Source organism: Bacillus sp. FH (assembly GCF_052216825.1).
Taxonomy (GTDB): Bacteria; Bacillota; Bacilli; order Bacillales; family Bacillaceae_G; genus Bacillus_A; species Bacillus_A paranthracis.
The window spans coordinates 1,635,734-1,651,599 of sequence record NZ_JBQOUU010000001.1 but is presented as its reverse complement, the minus strand read 5'-3'; the positions used below and the strand labels follow the sequence as shown (position 1 = coordinate 1,651,599).

Annotated in this window: 16 protein-coding genes and 2 pseudogenes; 14 read left to right on the top strand and 4 right to left on the bottom strand. The window is 36.5% G+C overall.

The window, feature by feature from the left end:
• Window positions 1–23 precede the first annotated feature (23 nt).
• The 3 genes and pseudogenes from nadA (at window position 24) to ACTT1L_RS08775 (ending at window position 4,108) form a co-directional block, all read left to right on the top strand.
• A complete protein-coding gene (gene nadA / locus ACTT1L_RS08785; protein WP_076873217.1) occupies window positions 24–1,130 on the top strand; it encodes a quinolinate synthase NadA in 1,107 nt (368 codons plus the stop codon).
• A gap of 225 nt (window positions 1,131–1,355) precedes the next feature.
• Window positions 1,356–1,512: pseudogene (gene safA / locus ACTT1L_RS08780) on the top strand (SafA/ExsA family spore coat assembly protein); the annotation flags it as partial.
• 1,954 nt (window positions 1,513–3,466) lie between these two features.
• Window positions 3,467–4,108 (top strand): YhcN/YlaJ family sporulation lipoprotein, encoded by a 642-nt coding sequence (locus tag ACTT1L_RS08775; protein ID WP_001093544.1) that lies wholly within the window; start codon window positions 3,467–3,469, stop codon window positions 4,106–4,108.
• Window positions 4,109–4,140: 32 nt separating this feature from the next.
• Here ACTT1L_RS08775 and ACTT1L_RS08770 read toward each other — a convergent pair whose 3' ends face one another.
• On the bottom strand, window positions 4,141–4,575 hold the full coding sequence (locus ACTT1L_RS08770; protein ID WP_139339163.1) for a branched-chain amino acid ABC transporter substrate-binding protein: 435 nt from the start codon (window positions 4,573–4,575) through the stop codon (window positions 4,141–4,143).
• 444 nt (window positions 4,576–5,019) lie between these two features.
• Here ACTT1L_RS08770 and ACTT1L_RS08765 point away from each other — a divergent pair, with 444 nt between their 5' ends.
• From ACTT1L_RS08765 to ACTT1L_RS08755, 3 genes and pseudogenes are all read left to right on the top strand, one after another.
• Window positions 5,020–5,340 carry an ArsR/SmtB family transcription factor gene (locus ACTT1L_RS08765; protein ID WP_000426918.1) on the top strand — a complete coding sequence of 107 codons (321 nt, stop codon included), beginning with the start codon at window positions 5,020–5,022 and terminating at the stop codon, window positions 5,338–5,340.
• Between the two features lie 67 nt (window positions 5,341–5,407).
• Window positions 5,408–6,336: pseudogene (locus ACTT1L_RS08760) on the top strand (DMT family transporter).
• 120 nt (window positions 6,337–6,456) lie between these two features.
• Window positions 6,457–6,987: a BofC C-terminal domain-containing protein gene (locus ACTT1L_RS08755; RefSeq protein ID WP_000871180.1), complete on the top strand. Its 531-nt coding sequence runs from the start codon at window positions 6,457–6,459 to the stop codon at window positions 6,985–6,987.
• Between the two features lie 13 nt (window positions 6,988–7,000).
• Here the strand turns inward: ACTT1L_RS08755 and ACTT1L_RS08750 are convergent, their stop codons facing one another.
• On the bottom strand, window positions 7,001–7,945 hold the full coding sequence (locus tag ACTT1L_RS08750; protein WP_000823601.1) for an iron-hydroxamate ABC transporter substrate-binding protein: 945 nt from the start codon (window positions 7,943–7,945) through the stop codon (window positions 7,001–7,003).
• A gap of 187 nt (window positions 7,946–8,132) precedes the next feature.
• Here ACTT1L_RS08750 and ruvA point away from each other — a divergent pair, with 187 nt between their 5' ends.
• The 6 genes from ruvA to yajC are packed head-to-tail and all read left to right on the top strand — an operon-like array spanning window position 8,133 to window position 12,466.
• Window positions 8,133–8,750, top strand: a complete 618-nt coding sequence (gene ruvA, locus ACTT1L_RS08745) for a Holliday junction DNA helicase RuvA (RefSeq protein WP_000464508.1) — start codon at window positions 8,133–8,135, stop codon at window positions 8,748–8,750.
• 5 nt (window positions 8,751–8,755) lie between these two features.
• Entirely contained in the window at window positions 8,756–9,757 is a 1,002-nt protein-coding gene (gene ruvB / locus ACTT1L_RS08740) for a Holliday junction branch migration DNA helicase RuvB (RefSeq protein WP_442821872.1), read from the top strand.
• Window positions 9,754–9,954 (top strand): DUF2905 domain-containing protein, encoded by a 201-nt coding sequence (locus ACTT1L_RS08735; protein WP_000138162.1) that lies wholly within the window; start codon window positions 9,754–9,756, stop codon window positions 9,952–9,954. The genes ruvB and ACTT1L_RS08735 overlap by 4 nt, the downstream gene beginning before the upstream one ends.
• Window positions 9,955–9,973: 19 nt before the next feature.
• On the top strand, window positions 9,974–11,026 hold the full coding sequence (gene queA / locus ACTT1L_RS08730) for a tRNA preQ1(34) S-adenosylmethionine ribosyltransferase-isomerase QueA (protein WP_000354031.1): 1,053 nt from the start codon (window positions 9,974–9,976) through the stop codon (window positions 11,024–11,026).
• 12 nt (window positions 11,027–11,038) lie between these two features.
• Entirely contained in the window at window positions 11,039–12,178 is a 1,140-nt protein-coding gene (gene tgt / locus ACTT1L_RS08725; RefSeq protein ID WP_000125362.1) for a tRNA guanosine(34) transglycosylase Tgt, read from the top strand.
• 27 nt (window positions 12,179–12,205) lie between these two features.
• Window positions 12,206–12,466 (top strand): preprotein translocase subunit YajC, encoded by a 261-nt coding sequence (yajC, locus tag ACTT1L_RS08720; protein WP_001068066.1) that lies wholly within the window; start codon window positions 12,206–12,208, stop codon window positions 12,464–12,466.
• 37 nt (window positions 12,467–12,503) lie between these two features.
• Here the strand turns inward: yajC and ACTT1L_RS08715 are convergent, their stop codons facing one another.
• The gene (locus ACTT1L_RS08715; protein ID WP_000349147.1) at window positions 12,504–12,887 is read right to left on the bottom strand and encodes a TIGR04086 family membrane protein; all 384 of its coding nucleotides are present in this window, start codon (window positions 12,885–12,887) and stop codon (window positions 12,504–12,506) included.
• A 102-nt stretch (window positions 12,888–12,989) separates the two neighbouring features.
• Between ACTT1L_RS08715 and ACTT1L_RS08710 the strand changes: the two genes are divergently transcribed.
• A complete protein-coding gene (locus ACTT1L_RS08710; protein ID WP_000455393.1) occupies window positions 12,990–13,637 on the top strand; it encodes a DUF421 domain-containing protein in 648 nt (215 codons plus the stop codon).
• Between the two features lie 29 nt (window positions 13,638–13,666).
• Here ACTT1L_RS08710 and spoVB read toward each other — a convergent pair whose 3' ends face one another.
• Window positions 13,667–15,226: a stage V sporulation protein B gene (gene spoVB, locus ACTT1L_RS08705; protein ID WP_442821871.1), complete on the bottom strand. Its 1,560-nt coding sequence runs from the start codon at window positions 15,224–15,226 to the stop codon at window positions 13,667–13,669.
• 172 nt (window positions 15,227–15,398) lie between these two features.
• Between spoVB and ACTT1L_RS08700 the strand changes: the two genes are divergently transcribed.
• Window positions 15,399–15,683, top strand: a complete 285-nt coding sequence (locus ACTT1L_RS08700; protein WP_000886980.1) for a post-transcriptional regulator — start codon at window positions 15,399–15,401, stop codon at window positions 15,681–15,683.
• Window positions 15,684–15,866: the final 183 nt, after the last annotated feature.

Genomic DNA, 15,866 nt, shown 5'->3' with positions numbered 1-15,866 from the left:
GGTTTAGAGGGGGAGAAAGAAATATGAGTATTTTAGAAAAAGTACAACCGATTGAAACGATGTTACCAGAGCGTTATTACACGATGTCAACAGAAAACATGGAAAAGCGGGTTCGTGAAATTAAAGAAAAAATGGGGGGAAAACTATTTATTCCAGGCCATCATTACCAAAAAGATGAAGTGGTACAATTTTCTGATGCAGCAGGAGATTCACTTCAGCTTGCGCAAGTTGCAGCGAGCAATAAAGAGGCGAAATATATTGTATTTTGCGGTGTACACTTTATGGCAGAAACAGCAGATATGTTAACGACAGATGAACAAGTTGTCATCTTACCAGATATGCGTGCAGGTTGTTCGATGGCAGATATGGCAGATATTGAACAAACAGAAAGAGCATGGAAAGAGCTCATGAAATTATTTGGAGATACGATGATTCCGTTAACGTATGTAAACTCTACGGCTGCAATTAAAGCATTTTGCGGTCGTAATGGCGGAGCAACAGTAACTTCTTCTAATGCAAAACAAATGGTATCTTGGGCGTTTACACAAAAAGAGCGTCTCGTTTTTTTACCGGATCAACATTTAGGAAGAAATACAGCGTACGATTTAGGTATCCCGTTAGATAAAATGGCAGTATGGGATCCACATACTGATTCATTAGAGTACGATGGAGATATAGAAGAAATCCAAGTGATTTTATGGAAAGGACATTGTTCTGTTCATCAAAATTTTACAGTGAAAAACATTGAGAACGTACGGAAAAATCAGCCGGACATGAACATTATTGTACATCCAGAATGTTGCTACGAAGTTGTAGCTGCTTCGGATTATGCAGGTTCAACGAAATACATTATTGATATGATTGAAGCGGCTCCATCCGGAAGTAAATGGGCGATTGGTACAGAAATGAATTTAGTGAACCGAATTATTCAACAACATCCAGATAAAGAAATTGTTTCACTTAACCCCTTTATGTGTCCATGTTTAACGATGAACCGAATTGATTTGCCGCACTTATTATGGGCACTGGAAACGATAGAAAAAGGAGAAGAAATTAACGTCATTAGCGTAGATAAACAAGTGACTGAAGAGGCAGTTCTTGCATTAAATCGTATGTTAGAGCGTGTGTAAAGCAGCGGATTCCCGTTGCTTTTTTTCGTACATATAATCATAACGAGAACAAAATGGGCATACATTGTTTTGAAGAAATCATTGCGATTATCTTATACTTATTCCGCTTCTAATGATATCGAAAATCGAAGAAGTGATACAAGTGAAAAGAGGTTAACGTTATTTAGAAAGGGTTACTTCATGAGATTTGTTACTTATAGATAAGTTATACAGGAGGGGGAAAATTTGAAAATTCATATCGTGCAAAAAGGGGATACCCTTTGGAAAATTGCGAAAAAGTACGGAGTGGATTTTGATACGTTGAAAAAAACAAATACACAACTTAGCAATCCAGATTTAATTATGCCAGGTATGAAAATTAAAGTACCATCAAACAGTGTACACGTAAAACAGCATGCTGGAGCAGGTTCAGCACCTCCAAAACAATATGTAAAAGAAGTGCAACAAAAAGAATTTGCAGCAACGCCAACGCCGCTTGGAATAGAAGACGAGGAAGAAGTTACGTATCAATCAGCACCAATTACACAAGAGCCTGCCATGCAACAAACACAAAAAGAAGTGCAAGTAAAACCACAGAAGGAAATGCAAGTGAAACCACAAAAAGAAGTACAGGTAAAACCACAGAAGGAAATACAAGTGAAGCCACAAAAGGAAGTACAGGTAAAACCACAGAAGGAAATACAAGTGAAGCCACAAAAGGAAGTACAGGTGAAACCGCAAAAAGAGGTGCAAAAAGAACAGCCAATTCAAAAAGAAAAACCAGTTGAAAAACCGTCAGTGATTCAAAAACCACCTGTTATAGAAAAACAAAAACCAGCGGAAAAAGAAAATACGAAGTTTTCGGTAAATGTGTTACCGCAGCCGCCGCAACCACCAATAAAAACGAAAAAAGAATATAAAATTTCAGATGTAATTAAAAAAGGAAGCGAGTTAATTGCTCCTCAAATTACTAAAATGAAACCTAATAACATCATTTCTCCGCAAACGAAAAAAGACAATATAATATCACCGCAAGTAAAGAAAGAAAATGTAGGGAATATCGTATCACCACAAGTGAAGAAAGAAAACGTAGGAAATATAGTATCACCACAAGTGAAGAAAGAAAACGTAGGAAATATAGTATCACCGCAAGTAAAGAAAGAAAACGTAGGAAATATAGTATCACCGCAAGTAAAGAAAGAAAACGTAGGAAATATAGTATCACCGCAAGTAAAAAAAGAAAACGTAGGAAATATAGTATCACCGCAAGTAAAGAAAGAAAATGTAGGAAACATAGTGTCGCCAAATGTATCGAAAGAAAATGTAGTGATTCCGCAAGTAATACCACCAAATATTCAAGTGCCAAATATAATGCCAATTATGGATAACAATCAGCCACCAAACATCATGCCAATTATGGATAACAATCAGCCACCAAACATCATGCCAATTATGGATAACAATCAGCCACCAAACATCATGCCAATTATGGATAACAATCAGCCACCAAACATCATGCCAATCATGGATAATAATCAGCCACCAAACATGATGCCGATCATGGATAACAATCAACCACCAAACATGATGCCGATCATGGATAACAATCAACCACCAAACATCATGCCAATCATGGATAACAATCAACCGCCAAATATCATGCCAATTATGGATAATAATCAAATGCCAAATATGATGCCGATAATGGATAACAACCAAATGCCGAATATGATGCCAATTATGGATAACAATCAAATGCCAAATATGATGCCAATCATGGATAACAATCAACCACCGAATATGATGCCATATCAAATGACGTACCAACAGCCTATGATGCCACCGAATCCGTATTATCAACAACAAAATCCATATCAAATGCCATATCAGCAAGGAGCACCGTTTGGACCGCAATATACGTCTATGCCAAATCCAAATATGATACCGATAGATAATAATATGCCGCCGCTCGTGCAAGGAGAGGAAGATTGTGGATGCGGAGGAGAGAGTAGGCTATATAGTCCGCAACCTGGAGGGCCACAATACGCGAATCCTTTATATTATCAACCAACTCAATCCGCATATGCACCACAGCCAGGAACGATGTATTATCAACCAGATCCACCAAATGTATTTGGGGAGCCAGTTTCAGAAGAAGAGGATGAAGAAGAAGTTTAAAAAAGGTGGGATGATTCCCACCTTTTTTGTATGTAGATTGGTTTTGGAAACGGAAGATTTACACCAAATGTTAGAAAATCCCCAGTGAAATATTAACAGTGTAAAAACCTTCTCTGTTACTCATCATAAGAGGGAGCTTTTCAGAAGAGAAGTTCATTCTAACAGAGGGGGTTTTTGTATTGAATACGAAAGTAAAAGTGATTGCTGCTTCTTTGTTAGTTACTAGTGCATTAGCTGCATGTGGTACACCAAAAAACAATGCAATGGATGGACGTAACTACAATTACGAGCGTACATCTTATAATGATACACACCAGTATCGTGATAATGTGACGCGTAACGATCGTTATACAGACTATGTAACATATAGAAATGGTCGTAACGATACAGGATATAACTATTACCGTGATGTAAATTACAACGGTCAAATTGCTAATCCGCATCCAACACGTAATATTACAATGAACAATTCATACATTAACAATGATGGTAAAACTGCAGAAAGAATTACAAATCGTGTGAAACGTATGAATAACGTAGACCGCGTATCTACAGTTGTATATGGAAACGATGTGGCGATTGCGGTAAAACCACGTAACACAGTGACAAATGAAACGGCAATGGCGAACGAAATTCGTCAAGCGGTTTCAAATGAAGTTGGAAACAGAAACGTATATGTATCTGTAAGAAATGACATGTTTACTCGTGTCGATGCAATGAGTACACGCTTGCGTAACGGTACAGTTACAAACGATTTTAATCGTGACATAGTGAATATGTTCCGAGACATTCGTTACGGTTTAACTGGTACAGTGCGATAGCAAAATAAAAGAGGAAGGGTAACCCTTCCTCTTTATTCATTGTTGTCTTGTAAACGACGCTTTTTTATAAAATAACTAACGGAGTAAGATAATAAAAAGCATATGAAGAGAATGCTGCCTGTTAAAATAGCTTCAAAGAGAGGTCTTTCTGGACTGAAAATAATATAAATAATAGCCATAATAATTCCAACGATAAGGGAGCGAAAGACAAGTTTATAGTAAGGAGTTAATTGGATGTCCTTTTTGCTTTCTTCTACATCAATTGAAACGCTTAACTGTAAATAACTAAGCACAATACTCGTAAGAATAAATAATAGCCATAATGGAGATTTCGTAATTTGATCTAGTCCTTCAGTGAATCCGATATAGCCTAAAATTCCAATTATACCAAGTGATTGAAAAAGAAAGGCAATACGTATATTTTTTAATGTTTGCAGAATGAGACGTTCATCTTTTATTTTTTTCACAATATCCATCTCCTGTTTATGATGATTTCGCTGTTACATTAATTGTAACATATATATTGCATTTATCAATTTATAATTTACATATAATTTGTTTGGATGAAAGAGGAAATAAAATATTTTTATAAACATGTTGCACTTATACTTTATTAATGTTATATTAGCAAAGCGATGAGCTAATTTACGTAAGACGAGAGATATGCTTAAGTGCTAAACACGCGAATGTGGTCGCCTGGTCTCTCGCCGTAAACGCATCAAGACGCCTGCTTTGCAGGCGTCTTTCATTTTGTATGAATGTAAAGGAAAGAATGGAGAAATCCAATCTTCCTTTTTTTATCGACAAATAGTCTGAAAATAAAGTTATTTACAACTGCGAATGAAAGAGTTACTATTTAATGGTAATATATTACATGTTTTTTATATATAAAAGGTTGGGATGAATAGGATATGGAGAATTTTGAATGTAGAAATACAGAAGTTGTATTAGAGAAATTTCAGGTCGTAACACCTATATTTCAGGCGTTGGGGGATGAGAATCGTCAGCAAATTATTATGCTATTGTTAGAAAACAAACAGATGAATGTAACGCAAATAACAGATAAAATGGGGATTTCTAGACCAGCTGTTTCACACCATTTAAAAATTTTAAAACAAGCAGAACTAATTGTAGCGGATCGACATGGAAAAGAAATTTTTTATTCTATAATAGCCGGAGAATTTTTAAAACAGGTGAAGGATTTACTTCAAGCAATAGAATCGAATTATTAATTTTTTTTAACTAATAAGTAAACAAGTTTAAACTTTTGAACTTGTTTACTTGAAAGGGGTAATAAAAATGAAAAAAATAAATCGTATGTATGTCATTATGTTACTTGTTCCTTTATTTTGGGGTGGCTCTTTTGCAACAGCAGAGCATGTTATTACTGAAATTCCACCGATTACAGCGGCAACAATTCGTTTTGGTTTAGCGGGTTGTATTTTAATGGGCATAGTTTTTATGAAATCTGAGTGGAATACAAGTTTGTTATTAAAGAATTGGAAAGGGCTGTTATTTGTATCATTAACAGGTATTTTTGGCTACAATGTTTTTTTCTTTATGGGACTTAACTATACTTCCACTTTGAATGGCTCGCTTATTATTGCTACAATGCCCGTTTTTGTAACCTTAGGAGCAATATTATTTTTTAAAGAGTCTTGGAGTATAAAAGTCGGAATAAGTTTAATGTTGTCTCTTATCGGTGTAATAGTTGTTATTACGAGCGGTTCAATAAATACACTTATGTCTTTGTCATTTAATAAGGGCGATCTTTTATTTATAGCTGCTTTAATCTGTGGGGTGTTATATAGCTTAACAGGAAAAAAGTTATGAGTGGTGTCTCCCCTTTATTAACTACAATGAGTATGACGGTATTGGGTACTGGGTTTTTAGCAGGCCTTTCTCTATATGAAGATGGATGGGGAAAGGTTGGGACGTTTTCTTTACAGGGATGGATAGAAATGTTGTATATGGTCATATGCGGGACGTTAATTGGATATATTGTGTTTAATAAAGGAGTAGAAGAGTTAGGTGCAAGCAAAGCGAGTATGTATTTAAATCTAACTCCTATTGTAGCTACTTGTATATCAGTTGTCCTATATGGAGCAGCTGTTACGTGGCAACAGATAGTTGGAATGGCAATCGTATTAATTGGAGTCTATATAGCGACGGTACAATCCAATAAAGATATAAAAAAGCTTTCAAGTAATCAATATGTTTCGAAATAGGTAGAAATCATTGGACTCTATAAGTCTTAATGAGAGTAATCTATGAATTAGGGATAAAACCCCCATTTCCGGAAAAACTACTAATGAAAGTATGATCTTGCCTAAAAGAGGTGAACGGAAATGAAATGGATACTGATTGCGATGCAAGCTTTCGTTATGATGTTTTGTTTCGTTTATGGAACGAATGCGAAGGCGGAAGGGCCAGTACCAGAAGTAACAGAGAAAGACCCTCAAGTTACAATTTTATTAGAGCGAATGTATGTTGATGGAGAAGTAAGTGAGGAAATCTTTACAGAAAAAGTAGCAGACTTAGAAAAGTTTTTACAGCAATATAAAGAATGGCAGCTCGTTGATCGTGATGATGTACAAATCGTATTACAAAAGAAAGTTGACGATATTTCTCCGTTATTAAAAACGAGCGGTTATTTTGGAGTGTCAGAGGAAGGGATATTACAAATTTTCAAAGGTGTACCGAAAAGCGATAATGCGATTCATTCCTTCTTTCAAATTGATATGAAAAAGCTTGAGAGTTATGAGCGTGCGAAATTGAAACGTGGTATTCGTATTAAATCAAAAGAAGGTTTTGTGAAGACGATTGAAAAAATGAAACAATATGCAGTGCAAAATAAGAAAAAAAGCAGCTCATGGTGAGCTGCTTTTTTTCTTATTTATTTTTATCTAAAATTTGTTTTGCGATTTCATCGATTAGCATATCTTTTCCGATTGGATTGAAAGCTTTCGTATTGAAGATTTCGTTTGATACTTCATATACGTGATTGTTTTTTACAGCTCTATTGTCTTTCCAAACGGCACTGTTTTTGTAGTCTTCGTAAACTTTATCAGCTTCACCGCCAAAGTTTACAATAAACATTTGGTCAGGTTGGAATGCAACAAGACCCTCTAGCGATACTTGCGCCATCGTTTGTTTTAAATCTGTACCTTTTGTTGCTGGAAGTTTTAAGTCGTTAAAGATGATGTCACCGTACCCGAAGCTACCGTATACACGGAAGTTTTGTGGTGTAACTGCGATGAACATAAAGCTCTCATCTTTTGTTTTCTCTTTAATCTTTTTAGATAAAGAGTCGGCTTTTTTATCGTAGTCTGCAATCCATTTGTCGGCTTTCTTTTCTTCGTCAAATAGTTTACCTACTTCTTTAAACTTACCGCGCCAGTCTTCTAAGTTTGTTTCTAGAACAACTGTCGGTGCTACTTTTTCTAGTTGATCATAAATTTTTAATTGACGATTGTTCAAAATAATTAAGTCTGGTTTTAAAGCAGTAACAGCTTCTAAATCAACTTTAGGTGCCCAATACCAACCTACTGCTTTTACTCCGTCTAGCTTTTCTGTCAAATGCTTTTGGATTTTATCTTTATATGTATTTGCTGTACCAACAGGTTTGTGTCCAAGAAGTAATAATTCTTCTGTTGAGCCCGATAAATCAACAATTCTCTTTGGATTTACTGGAATTGTAGCTTCCCCTTTAGCATGTTTTACAACTTTTGTTTTCGGTTGTTCTTTTGCTTTTGATTCTTCTTTTTGAGAAGAACAGCCAACGATAGAAAGAACAACTAGCATAATAGTAAATAAAATAAATAGCTTACGTTTCATCCTGATGTAACCCCTTTAATTAGTATTGATAATCATTATCGACCTCTGTATATTAATGTGCTTTAACCTTTCTGTCAATGAAAATAACAGAAGTTTCAAATAGAGAACATTTGTTGGGGCAGTCTCGCTTTTCTATCATTAAATATGTTAAAATGGAATACATGATTTAAGAGGGAGAGATCGTATTTTGTTTGAATATGTTACAGGTTACGTGGAGTATGTAGGACCGGAATATGTCGTAATTGATCATAATGGAATTGGTTATCAAATTTTCACACCGAATCCGTATGTATTTCAAAGAAGTAAGCAAGAAATCCGTGTCTATACATATCATTATGTGAGAGAAGATATTATGGCGCTTTACGGGTTTAAAACACGTGAAGAGCGTTTATTATTTACAAAGTTGTTAGGTGTGTCTGGTATTGGACCAAAAGGCGCTCTTGCAATATTAGCTTCTGGTCAAACAGGACAGGTCGTTCAAGCAATTGAACATGAGGACGAGAAGTTTTTAGTGAAGTTCCCGGGCGTAGGAAAGAAAACAGCGCGCCAAATGATTTTAGATTTAAAAGGAAAACTAGCAGACGTTGTACCAGATGCATTTGTTGATTTATTCTCAGACGAAGAACGTTTTGATGAGAAGAAAGGTTCGTCAGCTGAGCTTGATGAGGCGCTGGAAGCTCTGCGCGCACTTGGATACGCGGAACGAGAAGTTTCTCGCGTTGTACCAGAGTTATTAAAAGAATCATTAACGACGGATCAGTATATTAAAAAGGCACTTAGTCTTTTACTAAATGGTAAGAGGTGAGTATAATGGACGAACGTCTCCTTTCAGGGGAATCTGCATATGAAGATGCGGATTTAGAATATTCATTACGGCCACAGACGCTCCGTCAGTATATTGGCCAAGATAAAGCGAAACATAATTTAGAGGTGTTTATTGAAGCGGCGAAAATGCGTGAAGAAACGTTAGATCACGTGCTTTTATATGGACCACCAGGTCTTGGTAAAACGACGCTTGCGAATATTATTGCCAATGAAATGGGCGTAAATGTTAGAACAACTTCAGGACCGGCAATTGAAAGGCCAGGTGATTTAGCAGCTGTATTAACATCGCTTCAACCAGGGGATGTATTATTTATTGATGAAATTCATCGTTTGCATAGATCAATTGAAGAAGTACTATATCCTGCGATGGAAGATTTTTGCCTTGATATTGTCATTGGAAAAGGACCGTCAGCAAGGTCTGTACGTTTAGATTTACCGCCATTTACATTAGTTGGATCAACGACGCGTGCGGGAGCATTATCAGCGCCATTACGTGACCGTTTCGGTGTACTTTCAAGATTAGAGTATTACACAGTAGATCAGCTTTCTGCGATTGTGGAACGTACAGCAGAAGTATTTGAAGTTGAAATTGATTCGTTAGCTGCACTAGAAATTGCAAGACGTGCTCGTGGTACACCTCGTATTGCGAATCGTTTATTACGACGTGTACGAGATTTCGCACAAGTTCGGGGTAACGGAACGGTTACGATGGAAATTACACAAATGGCGTTAGAACTACTGCAAGTAGATAAATTAGGTCTAGATCATATTGACCATAAATTATTGCTTGGTATTATTGAGAAGTTCCGTGGTGGTCCAGTTGGATTAGAAACGGTTTCGGCAACGATTGGAGAAGAATCTCATACGATTGAAGATGTGTATGAGCCGTATTTATTACAAATTGGCTTTTTACAACGAACGCCAAGGGGGCGAATTGTAACGCCACTTGCATATGAGCATTTCGGAATGGAGATGCCAAAAGTATGACGGAGATGCCAAAATTGCTTATTACAGCAGGGATCTTACTTATCGTTGTTGGCTTAGCTTGGAAGTTCATTGGAAGACTTCCAGGCGATATTTTTGTGAAAAAAGGAAACGTTACCTTTTATTTTCCTATCATTACATGTATTGTGTTAAGTATTGTATTATCTTTTATTATGTATATAATAAATCGATTCAAATAAGAAATAGGTGGATATAGTTATGGATATTAATCTGTTTGATTTTCATTTACCAGAAGAACTTATTGCACAAGTCCCATTAGAAGAGCGTGAAACATCAAGATTAATGGTGTTAGACCGTGAAACAGGCGATATTGAGCATAAACATTTTACAGACATTCTTTCTTACTTACATGAGGGGGATTGCTTAGTTTTAAATGAAACGAAAGTAATGCCTGCTCGTCTGCATGGTGTGAAAGAAGATACAGGCGCACACATTGAAGTACTTCTTTTAAAACAAGAAGAAGGCGATAAGTGGGAGACGCTTGTTAAGCCAGCGAAACGTGTAAAAGAAGGAACTGTTATCTCTTTTGGCGAAGGGAAATTAAAAGCAACTTGCACAGGAACTGCAGATCAAGGTGGACGTCAGCTTGAATTTTCATATGACGGCATCTTCTATGAAATTTTAGATGAACTTGGAGAAATGCCACTTCCTCCATATATTAAAGAGACGCTAGAAGATCGCGATCGCTATCAAACAGTATATGCGAAAGAAATCGGTTCAGCAGCAGCGCCGACTGCAGGACTTCATTTTACAGAAGAGTTACTGGAAAAGTTAAAACAAAAAGGCGTTGAGTTAGCATTTATTACACTTCACGTAGGGCTTGGAACATTTAGACCAGTTTCTGCTGATACAATTGAAGAACACCATATGCACGCAGAATATTACCATATGTCTGAAGAGACGGCGGCATTATTAAACCGTGTAAGAGAGAATGGTGGACGTATTATTACGGTAGGTACGACTTCAACTCGTACGTTAGAAACAATTGCGACAGATCATGACGGCAAGCTTTGTGCTGCTTCTGGCTGGACAGACATTTTTATGTACCCAGGTTACGAATTTAAAGCAATTGATGGTTTAATTACAAACTTCCATTTACCGAAATCAACATTAATTATGCTTGTAAGTGCATTTGCAAACAGAGATAATGTACTTCATGCTTATAATGAAGCAGTAAAAGAAAAATATCGTTTCTTTAGCTTTGGTGATGCAATGTTCGTTGCCTCTCACGCTAAAATGGGAAACAAATAAAAGGAGTAAATTATGACAGCAATTCGTTATGAATTTATTAAAACTTGTAAACAAACAGGTGCCCGTTTAGGACGTGTACATACGCCACACGGTTCATTTGATACACCAACATTTATGCCAGTTGGTACGCTTGCAACAGTTAAGACAATGTCACCAGAAGAATTAAAAGCAATGGATTCTGGCATTATTTTAAGTAATACGTATCATTTATGGCTACGTCCAGGTCACGAAATCATTCGTGAAGCAGGCGGTTTGCATAAATTTATGAACTGGGATCGTGCAATCTTAACGGACTCTGGTGGTTTCCAAGTATTCAGTTTAAGTGACTTCCGTCGCATTGAAGAGGAAGGCGTTCATTTCCGTAACCACTTAAATGGAGATAAATTATTCTTATCACCAGAAAAAGCGATGGAAATTCAAAATGCATTAGGTTCAGATATTATGATGGCATTTGATGAGTGTCCACCATTCCCAGCTACTTTTGAATATATGAAGAAATCTGTAGAGCGTACAAGCCGCTGGGCAGAGCGTTGCTTAAAAGCACATGAACGTCCACAAGATCAAGGTTTATTCGGTATTGTACAGGGTGGGGAGTTCGAAGAGCTTCGTCGCCAAAGTGCAAAAGACCTTGTTTCAATGGACTTCCCTGGTTATGCGGTAGGTGGTTTATCTGTAGGTGAGCCGAAAGATATTATGAACCGTGTACTTGAGTTTACAACGCCACTTCTTCCAGATAATAAGCCACGTTACTTAATGGGAGTAGGTTCTCCTGACTCGTTAATCGATGGTGCAATTCGTGGTATTGATATGTTTGACTGCGTACTTCCAACTCGTATCGCTCGAAATGGTACATGTATGACAAGTGAAGGCCGCCTTGTTGTCAAAAATGCGAAATTCGCAAGAGATTTCGGTCCGCTTGATCCAAACTGTGATTGCTATACATGTAAAAATTACTCTCGTGCGTACATTCGTCACTTAATGAAATGTGATGAAACGTTCGGAATTCGTTTAACGTCTTATCACAACCTTCATTTTCTGTTAAACTTAATGGAGCAGGTGAGACAAGCTATTCGTGAAGACCGTCTTGGCGATTTCCGCGAAGAATTCTTTGAACAGTATGGCTTTAATAAACCGAATGCTAAAAACTTCTAATACATAATTTAAAAGGAGGAACAAAAGATGAATCCAGGTATGATGAATATCGTTATGATCGTTGCGATGTTTGCGATTTTCTATTTCTTATTAATTCGCCCGCAACAAAAACGTCAAAAAGCAGTTGCTCAAATGCAAAGTGAGTTAAAAAAAGGTGATGCTATCGTAACAATCGGTGGTTTACACGGTACAATTGAATCAGTAGATGAGACGAAAATCGTTATTAAATCTGGCGGTTCACACTTAACTTTCGATCGTAATGCGATTCGTGAAGTTGTGAAAAACTAATGAGGAAGGCCCTGCATGAAATGTGCAGGGCCTTTTTTTAGTTATTTTGTTTGGACATATTTACACCGAAAATGCCACCAAGTGTACTCGCGCCCATTAATGCTAATTGGTAAAGTAACTGCGAGTTCGATAAAGTTTGAGAGAAGCCTAAATAGTTAACTAGAAAAACAAGTATAGTGAATGTAAGTCCTGTTGAGAAGCCTACTAGCCAACCTTTCCCTTGTGCTTTTTTGCCGGCAGTAAACCCAGATATAAGCATAGATAAAAGTGCTAGTATAAAAATAGTAACAGCTAATGTTCCTTCATTCATATCTGTAAATTTTAATAAAAGAGCCATAATCATGCTAGTAACTGTTGCGAGAATTAATAGGATAACGATACCGAAGCCGATTGCAGTTGATAATTTTTTTGTTCCATCCATTTATACATTCCCCCTTTTTAATACAAGCATATTTTCCTTTTGCCTAAGTTAGACTATTTTCTTTTTTATAGGGGAGTCTATACGTAAAAAGGAGATGTAAAAATGGAATGGGTATCAGTAATTGGCCGGACGATGCTGTTGTATATTATCATCTTAATTATTTTTCGTCTTATGGGTAAACGTGAGATAGGAGAATTAAGTGTATTAGATTTAGTCGTATTCATTATGCTTGGTGAAATGGCTGTAGTCGCAATTGAAAATACGGATAAATCACTTTGGCATCAATTAGTTCCGATGGTCTTTCTTATGTGTATACAGATCATTTTGTCTGTCATTTCTTTAAAGTTTCAACGATTTCGGCATTTAATAGAAGGAGAACCAGCAATCATTATTAATGCTGGAAAAATTGATGGGAAAAAGATGAGAAACCAGCGATATAATATAGATGATTTAATGATGCAATTAAGAGAGCAGGGAGTCGGAGATATTAGGGATGTAGAATACGCTATTTTAGAACCATCTGGGAAGTTATCTGTCTTTCAAAAACAAAAAGGCGGGCAGGATGCATTGCAGTTTACTCTTCCCCTTATTATCGATGGAGAAATTCAATCGAATCATTTACAAATGATTGAACATACAGACGAGTGGCTTGTTGAAAAATTAAAAAACTTAGGCTATAACGATGTAACACAAATTTTATACTGTAGTTTTCAAAATGGAAAATTTTTTGTTGATTTGAAAGAAAACTAGAGGCTTACTATATGGAATAGTAAGCCTATTTACTTCAAAAATGAAAGTTTTCGAATGATAGGGAGACGACTTAACTCTTCTTTTCGAATGAGCTTGAAAATGAAGAGGAGCACAATATAAACGAGTGTTGTTAAAGTGATTTCCCATAATGTTTGTACGCCAAGTGAATGAGAGAAAACTATATACTTATGAAGGTAAAAAACGAAGGAGCCTGCGATACCGATGGCAAGTCCGCCAAAAATATAGTCTTTTGCGTAAATGGTAAATGTAATTTTCTTTAAAACAGTAGCATAATGAAGAAATGTTACTGTTACGATATTTGCTGCAATTGCAAGGGCAACCCCCATCATTTGAAACTCTGGCCTTGAAGCTAGTACAAAAATAACGATTAATTTCACGATTGCACCAATAAATGTATTCATCATGGCCGCACGTGCTAAGTTTAAAGCTTGTAAGACAGAGGTAAGTGGACTTTGAAAATAATGAAATAAAAAGCAAGGTGCAAGAAGCTGGATGAACGCTGTTGCACTATCCGACCCATACATAAGAGTTAAAACAGGAGAAGCAAATACGTATAATATAACGACTGACCACCCGCCAGTAATGAGTGAGATTCGAAGAGCTTGTTGTAAGCGGTGTTCTACTAATTTATGTTGTCTTTTTGCCATTGCCTCGCTAATTGATGGAACGAGTGCTGTCGAAAGAGCGTATGTAATAAAGGCTGGTAGTGAAAGAAGCGGGAATGCATACCCGTTTAATATACCGTATTGCTGAGTTGCGACGGAGGCAGCAACTCCGGCAATCGCTAAGCTTTGCATAACGACGATAGGTTCAAAAAAATAGGAAACGGAACCGATTAAACGACTTCCTGTAGTTGGAAGTGCAATATCCATAAGAGAATAAAATGTTCCTTTGCTCTCCTTTACAGTAGTGAAAAATCCAGAGCGTATAGATAAATGTTTTTCGCGCTGGAATAAAGTAAGTAAAAATAATAACGATGCCACTTCACCGAGAACGGCTGATAACATAGCGCCAGCTGCAGCATATTCTACGCCGTAAGGTAAAAATAATTGAATACATATAGCGATAATGGTAATGCGGACAATTTGTTCTATCACTTGGGCGTAAGCGCTAGGTTTCATATTTTGTTTCCCTTGGAAATAGCCACGTAAAACAGAAGAAACAGCAATAACAGGAACGACAGGCAAAATGGCCATTAATGGATAGTACGTTCGTTCATCAGTTAATAATGTTTTTGCTAAAATAGGTGTGAGGAGCATAATTCCAATTGTTAAAATGATACTAATAACAGATGTAACAGCTAATGATACTGTTAATATTTTTTTAACTTTTTGTTTATCATTCACAGCTTCTGCTTCTGCTACAAATTTTGCGATTGCGACAGGAAGACCGATTTGTGTTAATGTAATTGCTAGAATAAATGTAGGGACGGCCATCATATAAAGGCCAACGCCTTCTTCTCCTAAAATACGTGCCATTACAATACGATTAATAAATCCTAGAATTTTGGTAATAAAGCCGGCTATCATTAAAATAAATGCGCCTTTTAAAAAGCTTTGTCTCGTCATGGTCTTCTCCTACCTTCTCAAAATCAGTGGAATGATTTACAATAATTTATATGCACGTACGAGACAAGAATGACAAGCATTTAAGAGAGTACTCTTGAAAGTAGTTATTGCTGTCCATTAGAGCGGGATTAAAAGCGACTTTTCGTGCTGAAATAAGAAGGAGATGTTATATATGTTAGATAGAGAGGCTTTGGTAGAATCATACCGCGGACAGTTACAAGTCGTTTTAGAAAGTAAAGTAGAAGAGTTCCAAATGTTCGGCTACGACCGAGTAACAGATGATGACATTTGGAAGTTTCTTAAAGTGAAAAAGTGGAAGAAGATAGACAGTGACGTTAGATTGTATGAATTAGTTAATGACGTATTAACAGTAACAGCTAATGAATATATGACGTATTTAACTGTTGAAGCATATCAAGCTCCGCTTTGGTCATTTGATGAATATGAAAATAAATAACCGACTGCAATTGGTTTGTTCTTCCTTTTGCAGTATAATGATAGGTATTGATAATGAGGAAATAATTATGTCTAAGATCATATATAAAGGAGGTAGTGAAGAGAGAAAACAAATAATGAAAGTGTAGGTAATGTGAAAAACTTACCGACACAGCTGGTGAGGAACTAGCAAAATTATAGAAAG